Here is a 16,615-nt window from a genome sequence, read left to right as displayed (position 1 = left end):
GGAATCGATGCGAGATTAGATTGTGTCGCCCCAGTCGAGCCGCCGCGCCAGCCTGAATTCATCGCCATCGCGCTTGGTGAACAGTTTTTCGCCGGCGCCGCCGTCCTTTTCGCAGAGTTTCAGCAATACCTTGCCGGAACCCGATTTCGGCGGCGCGATCACGCGCGCCGAGCGGGAAGGGGCGGGCTGCCGCGAGGCGGCGACGTAGATGAATTTCTCATCCTCCCACGGCACGTCGGCATCCTTGGCCAGCCGGTGCAGACGCGAGCGGGCGACGCGGCGCGAGAAATGGCACCAGTCGGGTGCGGTAAGCGGGCAGGGCAGCTCATGCGGGCACGGCGCCAGGATATGCGCGCCGGCCTCGATCAATTGCCGGCGCACGGCAAGGATGCGCTGCCAGCCGGCCGGCGTGCCCGGCTCGACCACCAGAAGCGTGCCGGCGGTGAGCTGCCAGAGCCTGTCGACGAGCTTGGGCAGCGACGCCGGCGTGATCTCGTCCAGCACGTAGGCACAAGTGACCAGATCGGCCGGGCCGAGGTCGCCAAGGTCGATGGTGGCATCGCCGGCCAGCCAGGTGATCCTGGCCGTCATCGCGTCGGCGGCAAGAGCCTCGCCGACCCGGCGCACCGCCGCGCTCGCCTCGATCAGTATTGCCTCTTCGAGATCGGGCCAGAGATCGGCAGTGGCCCAAAGCACCGTACCAGGACCGGCGCCAACATCCAGCAGGGTTTTCGGCGCATAGCCGGGACGCGCCTCGCTAACCGCATCCAGGCTGGCGCGGACGGCGGCATAGGTCGCCGGCAGCCGCGTCGCCAGATAGGCCTTCACCGCCATCTCCTCGGCCATGTGCAGGCGGCCGTCGCGCAGTTCGGCGCGGTAGCGGTCCGACAGCGTCCTTGCGGCTTGCTTGAGCACCGGCAGTGGCACCTTTTCGAGGAGGCGCTCGACGCCTTGCCGAAGTGGACCAGGCAGCTCCATCACGCCGCCCGAGGCGCGAGCAGGATGACCGAGGCGCCGATGATGCAGAGCGCGGCGCCGGCAAGGTCCCAGCGGTCGGGACGCACGCCTTCCATCAGCCACAGCCAGCCAAGCGATGCCGCGATGTAGATGCCACCATAGGCGGCATAGGCGCGGCCAGCGGCTGACGTGTCGACTAGCGCCAGCAGGAAGCCGAACAGAGCGAGGGAGACGAGACCCGGCGCCAGCCACAGCGGCGACTTTTCCAGGTGCCACCACGCCCAGAAAGAAAAGCAGCCGGCGATCTCGGCAAGTGCTGCGGCGACATAGAGGAGATAGGTCATGAAAAAAGGTCTCGCGGTGACGAGACCTTTTTCAGTGTGCAGGCCTGCGATAGCAAGCGGCAATGGCGCAATCGCCGGGCTCTATTCCGGATCCGCCACCTTGCGGCGGCGGGCGGGCTTGGCGGCAGGGGCCTTTTCGCGATGCCCCATGTCGCGCATCTCCAGCGCCTTTTCGCATTTGGCCATGTAGTCGCGCGACATCGGCAGCGTGTCGTTCTTCTTGGCGATCTGGATCTGGAAGATCACCAGATCCTGCCAGCGGAAAGCGGCTTCCGAGGCTGCCAGGTAGAACTCCCACATACGGCAGAAACGCTCGTCATAGATCGCCTTGGCCTTGTCGCGGTTGGCGGCGAAACGCTGACCCCAGTGCTTCAGCGTATCGGCATAGTGCAGCCGCAGGATTTCGATGTCGGTGACGACAAGCCCCGACTTCTCGATTGCCGGCATGACTTCGGACAGTGACGGGATGTATCCGCCCGGGAAAATATATTTGCGGATGAAGGCGCTGGTTGCCCACGGCACGCCGGAGCGGCCGATCGTGTGCAGCAGCATGACGCCGTCCGGCTTGAGCAGCGTCGCCGACTTGTCGAAGAAGGTGCGGAAATGGTTGACGCCGACATGCTCGAACATGCCGACCGAGACGATACGGTCGAAGCGCTCGTTGAGTTCGCGATAGTCCTTCAGTTCGAAGTGCACGCGGTTTTCCAGGCCCTGCGCATGGGCGCGGTCGGTGGCGACGCCATGCTGCTCGGTCGACAGGGTGACGCCCTGGACATCGACGTCGAAGGATTTTGCCAGGTAGAGGCCGAGCCCGCCCCAGCCTGAGCCGATGTCTAGCACCGTCTGGCCGGCCTTCAGCCTGAGCTTGGCGGCGATGTGGCGCTTCTTGGCGGCCTGCGCCTCGTCCAGTGTCATGTCCGGCTGCTCGAAATAGGCGCAGGAATACTGCATGTCCTCGTCGAGGAAGAGCCGGTACAGGTCGCCCGACAGGTCGTAGTGGCGCTGCACGTTGCGGCGTGCTCGCGCAGCCGTATTGATCTGCTGCAGGCGGCGGAAGGCGTGGCGCAGGCCCTCGATCGCCTTCGACCAGGTAGCGTCGATGCCGCCGCTGCCCATGTTCTGGAAGGCGACGCGCATCACCCCCAGCACGCCGCCCTCGAGGATGTCGAGTTCGCCGTCCATGTAGGCTTCCGGCACCGCCAGCATCGGATCGAATGTGATGGCACGCTCGGCGTGCCTGGTCTTGATGTGCATGTGTACCGGCTCGCCGGAGCCGTCGCCAAAAACGACGGTCAAACCCTTCGGCCCGGTTACCTTGAGATTGCCGGTGCGCACCAGGCGGTCAAGTACGCGCTTCAACAGAATATTCATGACCAAACGTCCCCTCTCGGTCAGACAGGCTGTCCGCGCATGAAATCGCTACCGATTTCGGAAAGGATCATGCGCCCTAGTCAACGTGCCACACGTCCGTTGCGCGTCCAAACGACGCGCGACGCTGTAGTCTGCACCAATATATAGGGGTTGGAAAAGTTCCTTTTGGCACAAAAATGCCCGGGCGAGAGACCCGGGCATTAGTCCAGAATAACTGGAAGCCGACGAATTTTGGTCAGGGCGCCATTCCGAGGCCCTGCAATGCGCGGTTACGCGTTGTCTTCGTCGCCTTCGAACTCGACATTGGGGTCGAAGAAATTTTCCGGCCGCGCATTGTCGTTGATGTCTTCGCCATAGATGGCTTCGGCGGTGGTCAGCGTCTCGCCCTTGGCCTGGCGCTCGGCTTCGTCGGCGGTGCGGGCGATGTTGAGCGTGACAGTGACCTCGACTTCCGGATGCAGCGCGATCGCCACATTGGTGAGGCCGATGGTCTTGATCGGCTGGTTGAGCAGGATCTGGTTGCGGTTGACCGAAAAGCCTTCCGCCGTCAAAAGCTCGGCGATGTCGCGGGTCGAAACCGAACCGTAGAGCTGGCCCGTTTCACCGGCCGAACGCACGGCGATGAAGCTCTTGCCGTCGAGCTTTTCGGCAATCTGCGTGGCTTCCGACTTGCGCTCGAGGTTGCGGGCCTCGAGCTGGGCACGCTGGCCCTCGAATTTCTTCTTGTTGGCTTCGTTGGCGCGCAGCGCCTTGCCCTGCGGCAACAGGAAATTACGGGCAAACCCGTCCTTGACCTTGACGGTGTCGCCCATCTGGCCGAGGCGGGAAACGCGTTCGAGAAGAATGACTTCCATGGTTTTGTTCCTTCAGGTTGGGCGCGGACGCCGAATTCATTTGGAACAGGTCAGGAAGCTTGAGCGCCTTGGCGCTGGTGTCGCTGTCCTGCCTGTCGGCAGTTAGAGGCATATCTGCCTCAACCCGGGATTGACGAGAACCCCGCGGCGCCCGTCGCCGTGGGGAAAGAAGCGGGCAGCGAACCGCCCGCTTCGAAAGTCAGACCATGATCCCGAAAAGTGGAAACCGGTTTTCGGACAAGATCATGGTCAACTAAAAGGCCTTAGCGAACCACGTAGGGCAGCAGGCCGAGGAAGCGGGCGCGCTTGATCGCCTTGGCGAGTTCGCGCTGCTTCTTCTGGCTGACGGCGGTGATGCGCGACGGCACGATCTTGCCGCGCTCGGAAATGTAGCGCTGCAGCAGGCGCACGTCCTTGTAGTCGATCTTGGGTGCGTTGGCGCCGGAGAACGGGCAGGTCTTGCGGCGGCGGTGGAACGGGCGCCGGGTCGGGATCTGGTTGATGTCGACCATTATTCTGCACCTCCTTCAAAGCTGCGCGGCGGACGGTCACCACGGTCGCGATCGCCGAAGCTGCGCGGCGGACGATCGCCACGGTCGCCGCGATCGCGGTCGCCGAACGAGCGCGGGCCGCGGTCGCGGTCGCCGAAGCCGCCGCGCTCCGAGCGCTCTTCGCGCTTCTGCATCATCGCCGACGGGCCTTCCTCATGCGCATCGACCTTGATGGTGAGGAAACGCAGCACATCCTCGGACAGGCCCATCTGGCGCTCCATCTCGTTGAGCGCGGCCGGCGGGCAGGTGATGTCCATCAGAGTGTAATAGGCCTTCCGGTTCTTGTTGACCCGGTAGGTGAGGGACTTCAGTCCCCAGTTCTCGACCCGGCCGACGGACCCGCCATTCGCTGAGATGACGCCCTTGTACTGTTCGACAAGCGCATCGACCTGCTGCTGCGAGAGGTCCTGCCGGGCAAGAAACACATGTTCGTAGAGAGCCATATAGTTCTTTGCCTTTCTTCGTTTCTCTCCCGGTTCCCGGCGGCAAAAGCCTCTGCAACTTCTCTGACCCGCTGGTCCCGGAGGGGCGGGGAAGAAAGGAGCATAACGAGACGGTCGAGAGCGGAGACACGGGAGGCGGAAGCGCTTCTGGCTTCACACGAAGGTTTTTTGAAAAAACCTCCGGCCCTCCGTTCAGCCCCCAGCAAGGACCGGCAGATTGCGGGCGTCTATACAGCAATCCGGCCGGAAGGCAAGGGCAAGCGGAAAATCCGGCTGTTGCAAGGGCGATATGTCGCTCAGCTTGTATGCGGGCCGAGCTTGTTCACTGTTTCGGGGAAGAAGTCGGGCGCTGCACGGCGCTTGCCGAACATCATGTCGTACTGCAGCAGGCGGAAGTTGTTGATGGCGGGGTCGATGTTCTTCTGCCGTGCCCAGTCGGGAATGGCCTCGCCCGTCGGCGTCAGCAGCAAATTGCGGTCGACGACGCGGTAGCGCTCTCGCATCTGGCCAAGGAAGCCGGTGTAGTAGGGATGGCTGATCCCGGCCGTGGTCAGGATATGATAGGGCAGGAAGGCCGGGCTCACCGCGCCCATGTCCTCGGCCGGACCGGTGCGGTTCGACCAGATGATCAGCGGCGTCTGGTGATGCTGCAGCATCTGGTCGGCCGGCTCCTTGCGCGGCGCGACATTGTCCTTCATGAAGCCCGTCTCGACATAGACCGGGCCAAGCGGCGGCAGATGGTCACCGAAGAAGGCGATAACCGTCGGCCGCTCGCGTTTCTTGGCCCACTCGATCAGCCGTTCAAGGCCGCGATCCGCATCGGAAGAGCCTTCCGTGTAACTCAACAGCGATTCACGCGCCCACTGGCTGATCGGCGCCTGCACCTTGTGGGTCGGATTGTAGTAACGGTAGGGTTCGTAGGGCCCGTGGTTCTGCAGGCTGACGGCGAAGAAGAAGACAGGATCGGCGCTGGCGTCGGCCTCGCGGATGATTTCGTCGGTCATCGCCGCATCCGATGCCAGCGGTCCGCGCTTTTGCATCGGTGGCAACGTCTCCTCGGACTTGAAGTCGTTGAAGCCGAAATCGGCGTAGACCGCGCCCCGGTTCCAGAACCAGTTGGTGCCCGGATGAATGGCGCGTGCCCGGTAGCCCTGACTTTTCAGGAAGGTCGCCAGCGAGGGCGTCGGCGTGCGCACATATTGCTGATAGGGAATGCTGCCCGCCGGCAGGAAGGCGTTGGAAAAGCCGGTCAGCGCCTCGAATTCGATATTGGCGGTCATGCCGCCGAATTCGGGCGAGAACATGTAGCCCGAGCGCAACGCGCGCACATTGGGGATCGGGTCGGGCGTGATGGTGACGCCCGGCAGCTTGGTCGGATCCCAGAAGGATTCGCTCATGACGACGATGATGTCAGGCTTTTCGGCCGGCATCGTGGCCGTCACACCGGGCCTGTCGATCGCCGCGATTGCCTTGTCGGAATAGCCTGCCGGCGCCGAGACGTGCGCCATCGGCACGTTAAGCGCGAAGGCGAGCGCAAAGCCGTTGGAGGCGTAGTTCTCCTTCTGGTCCCACATGATTGGGATGATCTGCAGCCGGTCGCGGGTCCAGGAGAAGGTGGCGTAATCCATGATCGATACGAAGAAGGCGAGAAGTGGCACGGTCAGCGCCAGTCGGGCCAGGCGGCCCTTGTGGCTGAGCGCCGGCACCCGCCGGCGCCATAGCCGCCAGCCATAGACGAGCAGCGACAGGCCGCCGATGATGCCGACCGCCATGGCGATGGCGGTTCCCGGGCGGTCACGCACCAGAAGCGGCATCAGTGCCACGATCTGGCGGGAATAGAGGAAATCGGTCGGATAGAGCGGATCACCGAGATAGTGCGACTTCTGATGGCCTACAAAGGCCAGCGCCAGGGTCAGCGGCGCGACGATCATCAGGCTCTGGTGGCTGCGGCCGAGCACGGCGTCGAGCCCGACCAGCACCAGCGCGAAGATGATGATGGTGGTCCAGCCCGGCTTGAAGGGCTGCAGGAAGAAGGAGACGGTGCCGGCAAAGTCGCCACGCACGATCAATTCGATTGCAAACACCAGGATAGCGGCGGCGAGCAGGCTGGCGAGGCCATAGCGGATGACAGGCCCTTTCCGCCCCGGCAAATAGCCGGTGGACGGATCGCCTTCCAGAAACTGTGGCGCAGCCTTACCTGCACCTTTCCTAACTCTTGCCACCTTGATCTTTCCCCGGCCCGTAACATTAGCTTCACTGAATTGTCATCGTACTGTCACGAAAAGCTAGCGCCTGTGGCGAAAATAAGAAGAGCCAGCAAACGAATCGTGAGCGATTTTCATCATGAGTGATCGCCAAAAAGCCTTTTGGAACAGGCACTCGGCCGCCATCGCAGTGCCGGAACCGTCACGGATCGGCCCATCGCGGACTTGACTTGGCCGGCCGCCTTGGTCACAGGCAGGGAAAAACCAGCCTCTGGGGAGCCGCATATGGCCGTCGCATTCACCTTTCCGGGACAGGGCAGCCAGGCTGTCGGCATGGGCAAGGATCTCGCCGATGCCTTTGTGGAATCGCGGAAAATCTTCGAAGAAGTCGACGACGCGCTCGGCGAAAACCTGTCGAAGCTGATCTGGGAGGGACCGGAAGAGACGCTGATGCTGACCGCCAACGCCCAGCCGGCGCTGATGGCGGTCTCGCTTGCCGCGATCCGGGCGCTGGAATCGCGCGGCTTCTCGCTGAAGGACAAGGTCGCCTATGTTGCCGGACATTCGCTCGGTGAATATTCGGCACTTGCCGCCGCCGGTTTCGTTTCGGTCGCGGATGCCGCCCGGCTGCTGCGCATCCGCGGCAACGCCATGCAGGCGGCGGTGCCGGCCGGCGAGGGCGCCATGGCGGCGATCATCGGGCTGGAACAGGCCGAAGTCGAAGACGCCTGCGCAGAGGCGTCCAAAGGTTCCATCTGCCAGATCGCCAACGACAATGGCGGCGGCCAACTGGTGATTTCCGGCGCCAGGGCCGCAGTCGAACTGGCGGCAAAACTGTGCACGGAAAAAGGCGCCAAGCGGGCGCTGATGCTGCAGGTCTCGGCGCCGTTCCACTCGGCGCTGATGAAGCCGGCGGCCGATATCATGCGCGAGGCGCTCGCCGGCGTGAAGAAGAACGCACCGGTCGTTCCCATCGTCTCCAATGTCACCGTCACCCCGACAAGCGATCCGGACGAGATCGCCCGCCGCCTGGTCGAGCAGGTTGTCGCCCGCGTGCGTTGGCGCGAGACGGTGGAATGGTTCGGCGTCAACGGCGTTTCGACGCTTTACGAAGTCGGCGCCGGCAAGGTGCTGTCGGGACTGGCGCGCCGCATCAACCGCGACATCGCCACCGGCGCCGTCGGCACAGCGGCAGATGTCGAGGCGGCACTGGCGGCACTCGCATAATCCACTGGCGATTTGAACGCGCCCATGTGAAGGGTGTTCTCTAAGATCGGGAGACAAAAATGTTCGAACTGACTGGCCGCAAGGCGCTCGTCACCGGCGCATCTGGAGGCATCGGCGAGGCGATCGCCAGGGTGCTGCATGCGCAGGGCGCCGTCGTCGGCCTGCATGGCACGCGTGTCGAGAAGCTTGAAGCGCTGGCCGCCGAACTCGGCGACCGGGTCAAGCTGTTTCCGGCCAATCTTGCCGATCGCGACGAGGTCAAGGCGCTCGGCCAGAAGGCAGAGGCCGATCTCGAAGGCGTCGATATCCTCGTCAACAATGCCGGCATCACCAAGGACGGGCTTTTCGTGCGCATGGCGGACGCCGACTGGGACAGCGTGCTCGAGGTCAATCTGACCGCCGTGTTCCGGCTGACCCGCGAGCTTACCCATCCGATGATGCGACGCCGGCACGGCCGCATCATCAACATCACCTCGGTCGTCGGCGTCACCGGCAATCCTGGCCAGACCAATTACTGCGCCTCCAAGGCCGGCATGATCGGTTTTTCCAAGTCGCTGGCGCAGGAGATCGCCACCCGCAACATCACCGTCAATTGCGTCGCCCCGGGCTTCATCGAATCGGCGATGACCGACAAGCTCAACGACAAGCAGAAGGAGACGATCATGGCGGCGATCCCGACAAGGCGCATGGGCACCACCGCCGAAGTCGCTTCCGCCGTGGCCTACCTCGCTTCCAACGAAGCGGCCTATGTCACCGGCCAGACCATTCATGTGAATGGCGGCATGGCGATGATTTGACAGTTGCGGAAAACACCCATTTCGCCTTGGACCCAGACCGATTTTCGTGTAATGCGGCCCGCAACCCGGCGGTTCGGGCAAAAACCGGTCTGGTGCCGTTGCGTTTCTGGCAGGACCATCTTTCAGCTTGATTAGCGGCATTCTGCCCGCTAACGAAGACAGACAACCAAAAGACGAGGATGCCCCAAATGAGTGACACCGCAGAGCGCGTCAAGAAGATCGTCATCGAGCACCTTGGCGTCGATGCCGACAAGGTGACGGAGCAGGCGAGCTTCATCGATGATCTGGGCGCGGACAGCCTCGACACGGTCGAACTCGTCATGGCGTTCGAAGAAGAGTTCGGCGTCGAGATTCCGGACGATGCGGCCGAGACCATCCTGACCGTTGGCGATGCCGTGAAGTACATCGACAAGGCCTCGGCCTGAAGCTTTCCGCAGGCATCACCTGGGAGGACCTGCGATGAGGCGTGTCGTCGTCACGGGCCTTGGGCTGCTTTCGCCGTTCGGCATGGGCTTCGAGCATAGCTGGAAGGAACTCCTGACCGGCCGCAGCGCCGCCAAGCGCATCACCGAGTTCGAAGTGGAGGATCTTGCCTGCAAGATCGCCCATGTCGTTCCGCGCGGCAACGGCGAGAACGCCACCTTCAATCCCGAGGCCGTTCTCGAGCCGAAGGAACTGCGCAAGATCGGCGACTTCATCCTTTACGGGATCGCAGCCGCCGATGAAGCGCTGAAGGACTCGGGCTGGACGCCAAAGACGCATGAGGATCAGTGCGCCACTGGTGTGCTGATCGGCTCTGGCATCGGTGGCATCGAAGGCATCGCCGAGAACGCGATGATCCTGAAGGAGCGTGGTCCGCGCCGCATCAGCCCGTTCTTCATCCCCGGCCAGATCATCAATCTCGTCTCCGGCCAGGTCTCGATCCGGCATGGGCTGAAAGGCCCCAACCACGCCGTCGTCACCGCTTGCTCCACTGGCGCCCATGCCATCGGCGATGCCGCCCGGCTGATCATGTGGGGCGATGCCGACGTCATGGTCGCGGGCGGCGCTGAGGCGCCGGTGACGCGGCTGTCGATCGCCGGTTTCGCCGCTTGCCGGGCGCTGTCCACCGAGCGCAACGATGCCCCGCAAACGGCCTCGCGTCCTTATGACCGCGACCGTGACGGCTTCGTCATGGGCGAGGGCGCCGGCGTCGTCGTGCTGGAAGCGCTCGAACATGCCAAGGCGCGCGGCGCCAGGATCTATGCCGAGGTCACCGGTTACGGCCTGACCGGCGATGCCTATCACATCACAGCACCCGCCGAAGACGGCGACGGTGCCTTCCGCTGCATGACGGCAGCCCTGAACCGGGCCAAGCTGACGCCCGCCGATGTCGACTACATCAACGCCCACGGCACCTCGACCATGGCCGACACGATCGAACTCGGCGCCGTCGAGCGGTTGGTCGGCAATGCCGCGTCGAAAATATCGATGTCGTCGACCAAGTCGTCGATCGGCCATCTTCTGGGGGCGGCGGGCGCCGCCGAGGCGATCTTTTCGATCCTCGCCATTCGCGACAACATCGCGCCGGCCACCATCAATCTCGACAACCCGGAGCGCGAAACGGCGATCGACCTGGTGCCGCACAAGCCGCGCGCCCGCCAGGTCGACGTGGCGCTGTCCAACTCCTTCGGCTTCGGCGGCACCAACGCTTCGCTCGTCTTCCAACGCTACAATGGTTGATCGGCCCGCCGACCGGCACGGGTTGTTCTTGTCGTCAAATTTGCCATATTCGCCCCTACTCTGCCCAAGGGGATTCGCTGAGAGATCAAACGGTAGGGCGCTATGAACACAAATCCGGCGGATAATGGGGAATTGGCGCAACAGCAAGCGACGCCTAGCCCGATCGTGCCGAAGACGGCCAGCGAGGCATTGCGGCCTGAAGCCGGCACGCCGCCGCCCAAGCGCTCACGCGCCTCGCGCGGCCAGTTCGTCGTATTCATGAACTTCGTCATCACTTCGATAATGCTGGTGGTTCTGGCAGCCGGCGTTGCCTTGTATTTCGGCAAGCAGGAGTTCAACGAACCCGGCCCGTCGGCCAATGGCGACACGTTCCCGGTCAAGCCGAATTCCGGCGTCCAGGATATCGCCGACCAGCTCGAGCGGCGCGGGTTGATCAGCGATGCCCGCATCTTCCGCCTTGGCGTGCGTGCCTACGGCAATGATTCGGCGCTCAAGGCCGGCGAATACGAGATCAAGCCGCGCGCTTCCATGCACGACATCATGGAGTTGCTGAAGAGCGGCAAGTCGGTGATGTATTCGCTGACCATCCCGGAAGGGCTGACGGTCGAGCAGGCGCTGCAGCGCATAGCCGACCAAGGCGGGCTTGCCGGCGATATGCCGGCAACCGTTCCGCCCGAAGGCAGCCTCGCCACCGACACGCTGCGGTTCACCCGTGGCGCAACGCGCCAGCAGATGGTCGACAAATTGCTGGCTGACCAGAAGAAGCTGGTCGACGAGGTCTGGCAGCGGCGTGCCCCCGACCTGCCTCTGGCCAACGCCGAAGATTTCGTCATCCTGGCCTCGATCGTCGAGAAGGAGACGGGCAAGGGCGATGAACGCTCGCGGGTCGCTGCCGTTTTCCTCAACCGGCTGGCCAAGGGCATGCGGCTGCAGTCGGATCCGACCATCATCTATGGCCTATTTGGCGGCAAGGGCAAACCCGCCGATCGCCCGATCTACCAGTCGGACATCAAGAAGCCGACGCCCTACAACACCTATATGATCAATGGCCTGCCGCCGACGCCGATCGCCAATCCCGGCCGCGCCTCATTGGAGGCCGTGGCCAATCCGTCTAAGACCAACGACCTTTATTTCGTTGCCGACGGCACCGGCGGTCACGTTTTTGCCGCGACGCTTGCCGAGCACAATGAAAACGTCGCTCGCTACCGAGCACTGCAGAAGAAGCAGGCCGAGGGCGATGACGCCAAGGTGGACGGTCAAACCGATGCTCCGGTGGAAGGCGGCGACGCCGATGGCGATGCGGGGGCTGCCCAGTAGCGTCAGCTATTTGAATCGTCCCTTGCGGATGCTGCAAGGGACACACCGATATTTTCGACAGGAGCGTCCTAAAGTCGGTTTAGACGTGCGGGAAACGCTTTGGCATTGTAAAGCCGCGTATGGTCCGGTCCGAAGACCGGGTCCGGGATCATGCGCCAGGGGGGACACGCGGCATCATGAATTTGCAAAGCATGACCGGTTTTGCACGTGCCGTCGCCGAGCATGACGGCACGTCGATCGCCTGGGAGGTCAAATCCGTCAACGGCAAGAGCGTCGAGGTCAGGCTGCGGCTGCCGCAGGGCTTCGAGCGGCTGGAGCCGGCCGTCAGGCAGACGGTGCAGAAGCGCTTTGCGCGCGGCAATTTCCAGGCGACGCTGACCATCGGCCGCGCCGCCGGCCAGCAGGTGCAGCCGATTGTTAACGAGGCCTTCCTGAAAGACCTGGCGGGGCTGGCCAGGCGGCTGCAGGAGCAGTTCGGCGTGGCGCCAGCGACAGCCGACGGGCTGCTTTCGCTGCGCGGCGTGCTCGACATCCCGGAAACCACCGAGACCGAAGAGGCGCGAGCCGCGCTCGATACCGCGATAGTATCGGCGCTGGAGGTTGCGCTGAGCGGGCTGGAGCAGGCGCGCCAGGGCGAGGGCACAGCACTTCGTTCGCTGCTGTCCGGCCATATCGATGCGATCGAGGCGCTGACGCTCAGAGCCGAGGCCGATCCCTCGCGCGAGCCGGCGGCGATCCGCGAAAGGATTGCCGAGCAGGTGCGACTGTTGCTGGACGCCTCCGCCAATCTCGACGCCAGCCGCTTGCATATGGAAGCGGCGTTCCTGGCCACCAAGGCCGACATCCGCGAGGAGATCGACCGGTTGAAGACGCATGTGGCGTCGGGCCGGGTGCTTCTGGCCGGCGGCGGCGCCATCGGCCGCAAGCTCGATTTTCTTGCGCAGGAATTCAACCGCGAATCGAATACGCTGTGTTCGAAGTCGAATGCCGCCGCGGTGACCGCCATCGGGCTGGAACTGAAGGCGGTCGTCGACCAGTTTCGCGAACAGGTTCAGAATCTGGAGTAACCCATGGTTGCCAAGGAGCCCTTGATTGCCAAGGACCCCACGATTGCAAGGGATTTGGGTTCCCGCATTCGCCGCCGGGGGCTGATGCTGGTGTTGTCGTCGCCATCCGGCGCCGGCAAGTCGACGATCGCGCGCAATCTGCTGGAAAGCGATGGCAGCCTCGAACTGTCGGTCTCCGTCACCACGCGGCCGCGCCGCGGCAGCGAGATTGAGGGTGTCCACTATCACTTCCGCACCATGCGCGAATTCGAGCGGCTGCGCGATTCCGACGCGCTGCTCGAATGGGCCGAAGTGCATGGCAATTGCTACGCGACGCCGCGCGAGCCGGCGGAACTGGCGCTGGCGCAAGGGCGCGACATGCTGTTCGACATCGACTGGCAAGGCGCCCAGCAGCTCAAGGAGAAGATGCGCGCCGACATCGTCTCGATCTTCATACTGCCGCCGTCGATGAAGGAGTTGAAGGCGCGGCTGAAGCGCCGCGCCGAGGACCAGGAGCAGGTGATCGAGACACGGCTGAAGAACGCCCGCAACGAGATCGAGCACTGGAAGGAATATGATTTCGTCATCGTCAACGACGATCTCGACCGCGCCTTCGCCGAGGTCCGCGGCATCGTCACCGCCGAGCGGCTGAGACGCGACCGCCGGCCGGGCCTGTTCGATTTCGTCTCGGGGCTACTGGACGAGAAGACGGAGTGATCTCCCTTCCTTCTCCCCGTTCACGGGGAGAACGTGGCCCGAAGGATGAGGGCAGAGCCATACTTCGGTTGGTTCGCGCCGCCCCTCATCTGCCTGCCGGCATCTTCTCCCCGTAAACAGGCGGAAGAGAGCTATACCGCATTCGTCAACCGCACGAATTCCTCGACACTAAGTGTCTCCGCCCGCCTGGTCGGATCGATACCGGCGCGGGTGAGCAGGGCTTCACCGCCAAGGCTTTTCACGCTCTGCCGCAGCATCTTCCTGCGCTGGCCGAAGGCTGCTTCGGTAACGCGGCCGAGTTTTTTCACTTCAGCGGAAAGGGGGCTGGCGCGCGGCACCAGATGCACCACCGATGACGTCACCTTGGGCGGTGGCGTGAACGCTTGTGGCGGCACGTCGAAGGCGATTTTTGCCTCCGTCCGCCAGCCTGCCAGCACGCCGAGCCGGCCATAGGCATCGCTGCCGGGGTGGGCGACGATGCGCTCGGCCACCTCGCGCTGGAACATCAGCGTCATCGAGGTATAGAAGGGCGGCCACTCAGTGACCGTCAGCCAGCGGATCAGTAGTTCGGTGCCGATATTGTAGGGCAGGTTGGCGACGATCTTCACGGGACCGCCGCGTGCCGCGCCGGCAAGCGCGGCAAAATCCGTTTTCAGCGCATCCCCGGCAATGACCTCGAGCCGACCGGGATAATGGTTGGAGATCTCGACCAGTGCTTCCAGGCAACGCTCGTCGCGCTCGATGGCGATCACGCGTCGCGCGCCGCCGAAGAGCAGCGCCCTGGTCAACCCGCCGGGGCCGGGGCCTACCTCAATCACGGTTGCCCCGGTCAGATCGCCGGCGGCGCGTGCGACCTTGCCGGTCAGGTTGAGGTCGAGCAGGAAGTTCTGGCCGAGCGCTTTCTTCGCCTGCAGCCCATGGCGCTCGATCACCGCGCGCAGCGGCGGCAGCCCGTCGGCGCTCATGCGTCCACTCTCATGCGGCCGCGGCCTTCGTTCCGCTATCGGCCAGCCGGCGGGCGAGCTTTAGCGCCGCAATCAGGCTGTCGGCCCGGGCCAAGCCCTTGCCGGCGATGTCGAAGGCGGTGCCGTGGTCCGGCGAAGTGCGGATGAAGGGCAGACCGAGCGTCACGTTGACCGCCTCGTCGAAAGCCAGCGCCTTGGCGGGGATCAAGGCCTGGTCGTGGTACATGCAGATTGCCACGTCGTAGCCGGCCCTTGCACGCGCATGAAACATCGTATCGGCCGGCAGCGGCCCGAAAGTGTCGATACCCTCCGCCCTCAGCCTATCGATTGCCGGGCGGATGATGTGCTCGTCCTCTGCTCCCATCGTGCCGCCTTCGCCGGCATGCGGATTGAGGCCGGCAATGGCAAGCCGTGGCCTGGCGATGCCGAAGCGATGCTCTAGGTCGGCGGCGGTGATGCGGGCGGTCGCAACGATCAGGTCGCTCGTCAGTACCTTCGGCACCTCGGACAGTGCTATGTGGATGGTGACTGGGACCGTGCGCAGCTCGGGGCCGGCAAGCAGCATCACCGGCATCGCGTCCGCGCCGGTATGGAACGATGCCAGATGCGCCAGATATTCGGTATGGCCGGGAAAGCGGAAGCCGGCATCGTAGAGCGGCTTCTTGGCGATCGGGCACGTGACGACCGCGGCGGCGCGGCCGCCAAGGCAGTCGGCAACGGCGCGGTCGATGGCCTCGATGATGCCGGCGGCGTTGGCCGGATCCGGCCGGCCGGGACTGTCGATGGAGCGGGCGGCAAGCGGCACGACGGGCAGGGCGCTTGCAAAGACGCGCTCCGCTTCAGCCGGCTTTGTCTCAGTGATCGGGACATCGGCGCCGAGCCGGCGCGCCCGTGCGGCGATGAGCACCGGATCGGCGAGAAGATAGAAGGGTGGCACGCCGGCGCTCTCACGCGCCTGCCAGGCGGCAATGGCGATCTCCGGCCCCACGCCGGACGGATCGCCGACGCTCAACGCCAGCGGAAGCTTTGCGTCCGGCACGGCTATGTCGACTTCAGCGCTCGACGATGCGGGCTTTCTTCCGCAACTCCTCGACATACTTGTTGGAGAGCTCGTCGGCGTTCTTGTCGTTCGAGCCTTCGCTCTGGAACACCATCTGGGCGGCTTTGTCGTCCGACACTTCGCGCGACGAGCAGATGCCGATGAACTCGACGCCGCGATCCGTCTCGCGCGTTGCGGTAGCGCCGCCAACCTTGGTGGCCTTGATCTGCTCCGCCCAATCCGGCGGCAATTGCGGCGCCAACACCCGGCCGAGATCGCGAACGGTGACGTCGATCAGGCCCTTGGCGAATTCACGCGTGGTATTGCAGCCATTGAAGCGGGCGCGCATGGCGTCGGCCTCGCGCTTGCGCTTGGCCAGCGTCGCGCTGCGCTCGGCCGCTGGCACCACGAAGATGACCTGCTGCAGCATGTATTCCATGGCGGACGGCTTGGCCCCGCCCTTGTCGAGCATACGCCTGACTGCGTCCTGCTCACTCACGGAGCCGCCTTCGCCGGAGCGATAACGCGCGCTCAGCGCCTGGTTCCAGGCCATCTGGGCGCGGATGAATTCCTTGAAGTGCTCCTTGCTGACGCCGGACTGCGCCATGACGCCATCGAGCTGCTTGAGCTGCATCTTGTTGGTCGTGGCAAAGCGCTGGTAAGCGGCATTGACCTGGGCGTCGCTGATGCGGATGCCGAGACGCTTGGCTTCGGCGACGCGCAGCGTCTGATTGATCATTTCGTCGGCGGCGCTGCCCTTCTTGCGCTGCAGTTTCAGGAACGCGGCCCGGTGCGCGATGTCGCCGGTGGTGATCGGTATGTTGTTGACGACATACTTGATCTCGCTGGCGAAAGCTGGCGACGCCGTTGCGGTAATCGAGACAGAGGCCGCCGCCACCAGCAGCGCCAACCCTGCCGAAAAGAGGTAATTCCTCATCGAAAGCATCCCAATTCTATCCCGGTTTGGCTCATTCTATTCCAATCAAGGGAGCCGAAAGCCGTGCCTACTCTATGCGGCGAAACGATGTCGTCAGCGCATGACCCCGAAATCGGAATCGATT

17 protein-coding genes are annotated in these 16,615 nt (G+C 63.9%); 7 read left to right on the top strand and 10 right to left on the bottom strand.

Features of this window, described 5'->3' with window-relative positions; genetic code table 11:
* Window positions 1-15 precede the first annotated feature (15 nt).
* The 7 genes from OHD62_RS20995 to OHD62_RS20965 all read right to left on the bottom strand — a co-directional run bounded on the left by OHD62_RS20995 (window position 16) and on the right by OHD62_RS20965 (window position 6,742).
* Window positions 16-978: a small ribosomal subunit Rsm22 family protein gene (locus tag OHD62_RS20995; protein ID WP_263786519.1), complete on the bottom strand. Its 963-nt coding sequence runs from the start codon at window positions 976-978 to the stop codon at window positions 16-18.
* Entirely contained in the window at window positions 978-1,301 is a 324-nt protein-coding gene (locus OHD62_RS20990) for a YnfA family protein (RefSeq protein WP_263786517.1), read from the bottom strand. Before OHD62_RS20990 ends, OHD62_RS20995 begins: the two co-directional genes overlap by 1 nt.
* A gap of 81 nt (window positions 1,302-1,382) precedes the next feature.
* Window positions 1,383-2,672 (bottom strand): SAM-dependent methyltransferase, encoded by a 1,290-nt coding sequence (locus OHD62_RS20985; RefSeq protein WP_263786515.1) that lies wholly within the window; start codon window positions 2,670-2,672, stop codon window positions 1,383-1,385.
* A gap of 269 nt (window positions 2,673-2,941) precedes the next feature.
* Window positions 2,942-3,526: a 50S ribosomal protein L9 gene (gene rplI / locus OHD62_RS20980; RefSeq protein WP_263786513.1), complete on the bottom strand. Its 585-nt coding sequence runs from the start codon at window positions 3,524-3,526 to the stop codon at window positions 2,942-2,944.
* Between the two features lie 263 nt (window positions 3,527-3,789).
* On the bottom strand, window positions 3,790-4,038 hold the full coding sequence (rpsR, locus tag OHD62_RS20975; RefSeq protein ID WP_006203718.1) for a 30S ribosomal protein S18: 249 nt from the start codon (window positions 4,036-4,038) through the stop codon (window positions 3,790-3,792).
* Complete coding sequence (gene rpsF / locus OHD62_RS20970; protein WP_008874973.1) at window positions 4,038-4,520, bottom strand: 30S ribosomal protein S6; 483 nt, start codon at window positions 4,518-4,520, stop codon at window positions 4,038-4,040. Before rpsF ends, rpsR begins: the two co-directional genes overlap by 1 nt.
* Before the next feature lie 296 nt (window positions 4,521-4,816).
* Entirely contained in the window at window positions 4,817-6,742 is a 1,926-nt protein-coding gene (locus OHD62_RS20965; protein WP_263786418.1) for an LTA synthase family protein, read from the bottom strand.
* A gap of 267 nt (window positions 6,743-7,009) precedes the next feature.
* Between OHD62_RS20965 and fabD the strand changes: the two genes are divergently transcribed.
* From fabD to gmk, 7 genes are all read left to right on the top strand, one after another.
* On the top strand, window positions 7,010-7,951 hold the full coding sequence (gene fabD / locus OHD62_RS20960) for an ACP S-malonyltransferase (RefSeq protein ID WP_263786417.1): 942 nt from the start codon (window positions 7,010-7,012) through the stop codon (window positions 7,949-7,951).
* 59 nt (window positions 7,952-8,010) lie between these two features.
* Window positions 8,011-8,748, top strand: coding sequence for a 3-oxoacyl-[acyl-carrier-protein] reductase (gene fabG / locus OHD62_RS20955; RefSeq protein WP_263786416.1), 738 nt, complete (start codon window positions 8,011-8,013; stop codon window positions 8,746-8,748).
* 188 nt (window positions 8,749-8,936) lie between these two features.
* Window positions 8,937-9,173 carry an acyl carrier protein gene (locus OHD62_RS20950; protein WP_006203723.1) on the top strand — a complete coding sequence of 79 codons (237 nt, stop codon included), beginning with the start codon at window positions 8,937-8,939 and terminating at the stop codon, window positions 9,171-9,173.
* 34 nt (window positions 9,174-9,207) lie between these two features.
* The gene (gene fabF, locus OHD62_RS20945; protein ID WP_263785996.1) at window positions 9,208-10,470 is read left to right on the top strand and encodes a beta-ketoacyl-ACP synthase II; all 1,263 of its coding nucleotides are present in this window, start codon (window positions 9,208-9,210) and stop codon (window positions 10,468-10,470) included.
* 102 nt (window positions 10,471-10,572) lie between these two features.
* Window positions 10,573-11,787: an endolytic transglycosylase MltG gene (mltG, locus tag OHD62_RS20940; protein WP_263785994.1), complete on the top strand. Its 1,215-nt coding sequence runs from the start codon at window positions 10,573-10,575 to the stop codon at window positions 11,785-11,787.
* 176 nt (window positions 11,788-11,963) lie between these two features.
* Complete coding sequence (locus OHD62_RS20935) at window positions 11,964-12,854, top strand: YicC/YloC family endoribonuclease (RefSeq protein ID WP_263785992.1); 891 nt, start codon at window positions 11,964-11,966, stop codon at window positions 12,852-12,854.
* A 3-nt stretch (window positions 12,855-12,857) separates the two neighbouring features.
* Complete coding sequence (gene gmk / locus OHD62_RS20930; RefSeq protein WP_263785990.1) at window positions 12,858-13,550, top strand: guanylate kinase; 693 nt, start codon at window positions 12,858-12,860, stop codon at window positions 13,548-13,550.
* 131 nt (window positions 13,551-13,681) lie between these two features.
* On the opposite strand, the gene rsmA is transcribed toward gmk, so the two are convergent.
* Genes rsmA through OHD62_RS20915 form a run of 3 tightly spaced genes read right to left on the bottom strand, consistent with a single transcriptional unit; the run spans window position 13,682 to window position 16,500 of the window.
* Window positions 13,682-14,515 carry a 16S rRNA (adenine(1518)-N(6)/adenine(1519)-N(6))-dimethyltransferase RsmA gene (gene rsmA / locus OHD62_RS20925; protein ID WP_263785988.1) on the bottom strand — a complete coding sequence of 278 codons (834 nt, stop codon included), beginning with the start codon at window positions 14,513-14,515 and terminating at the stop codon, window positions 13,682-13,684.
* 10 nt (window positions 14,516-14,525) lie between these two features.
* Entirely contained in the window at window positions 14,526-15,554 is a 1,029-nt protein-coding gene (gene pdxA, locus OHD62_RS20920; RefSeq protein WP_263785986.1) for a 4-hydroxythreonine-4-phosphate dehydrogenase PdxA, read from the bottom strand.
* Window positions 15,555-15,567: 13 nt separating this feature from the next.
* On the bottom strand, window positions 15,568-16,500 hold the full coding sequence (locus OHD62_RS20915) for a peptidylprolyl isomerase (protein ID WP_263785985.1): 933 nt from the start codon (window positions 16,498-16,500) through the stop codon (window positions 15,568-15,570).
* Window positions 16,501-16,615: the final 115 nt, after the last annotated feature.

This window comes from Mesorhizobium sp. YC-39 (assembly GCF_025753795.1).
Classification (GTDB): Bacteria; Pseudomonadota; Alphaproteobacteria; order Rhizobiales; family Rhizobiaceae; genus Mesorhizobium.
Note: the sequence above shows the minus strand (reverse complement) of the source record. Positions and strands in the feature narration are given on the sequence as shown.

Excerpts from the sequence above, each read along its gene's own strand:
- gmk (WP_263785990.1), top strand. The coding sequence starts at position 12,858 with ATGGTTGCCAAGGAGCCCTTGATTGCCAAGGACCCCACGATTGCAAGG.
- fabG (WP_263786416.1), top strand. The coding sequence starts at position 8,011 with ATGTTCGAACTGACTGGCCGCAAGGCGCTCGTCACCGGCGCATCTGGA.
- OHD62_RS20990 (WP_263786517.1), bottom strand. The coding sequence starts at position 1,301 with ATGACCTATCTCCTCTATGTCGCCGCAGCACTTGCCGAGATCGCCGGC.
- rpsF (WP_008874973.1), bottom strand. The coding sequence starts at position 4,520 with ATGGCTCTCTACGAACATGTGTTTCTTGCCCGGCAGGACCTCTCGCAG.
- OHD62_RS20995 (WP_263786519.1), bottom strand. The coding sequence starts at position 978 with ATGGAGCTGCCTGGTCCACTTCGGCAAGGCGTCGAGCGCCTCCTCGAA.
- fabF (WP_263785996.1), top strand. The coding sequence starts at position 9,208 with ATGAGGCGTGTCGTCGTCACGGGCCTTGGGCTGCTTTCGCCGTTCGGC.
- OHD62_RS20935 (WP_263785992.1), top strand. The coding sequence starts at position 11,964 with ATGAATTTGCAAAGCATGACCGGTTTTGCACGTGCCGTCGCCGAGCAT.
- fabD (WP_263786417.1), top strand. The coding sequence starts at position 7,010 with ATGGCCGTCGCATTCACCTTTCCGGGACAGGGCAGCCAGGCTGTCGGC.
- OHD62_RS20985 (WP_263786515.1), bottom strand. The coding sequence starts at position 2,672 with ATGAATATTCTGTTGAAGCGCGTACTTGACCGCCTGGTGCGCACCGGC.
- OHD62_RS20915 (WP_263785985.1), bottom strand. The coding sequence starts at position 16,500 with ATGCTTTCGATGAGGAATTACCTCTTTTCGGCAGGGTTGGCGCTGCTG.
- rplI (WP_263786513.1), bottom strand. The coding sequence starts at position 3,526 with ATGGAAGTCATTCTTCTCGAACGCGTTTCCCGCCTCGGCCAGATGGGC.
- OHD62_RS20950 (WP_006203723.1), top strand. The coding sequence starts at position 8,937 with ATGAGTGACACCGCAGAGCGCGTCAAGAAGATCGTCATCGAGCACCTT.
- rpsR (WP_006203718.1), bottom strand. The coding sequence starts at position 4,038 with ATGGTCGACATCAACCAGATCCCGACCCGGCGCCCGTTCCACCGCCGC.
- mltG (WP_263785994.1), top strand. The coding sequence starts at position 10,573 with ATGAACACAAATCCGGCGGATAATGGGGAATTGGCGCAACAGCAAGCG.
- rsmA (WP_263785988.1), bottom strand. The coding sequence starts at position 14,515 with ATGAGCGCCGACGGGCTGCCGCCGCTGCGCGCGGTGATCGAGCGCCAT.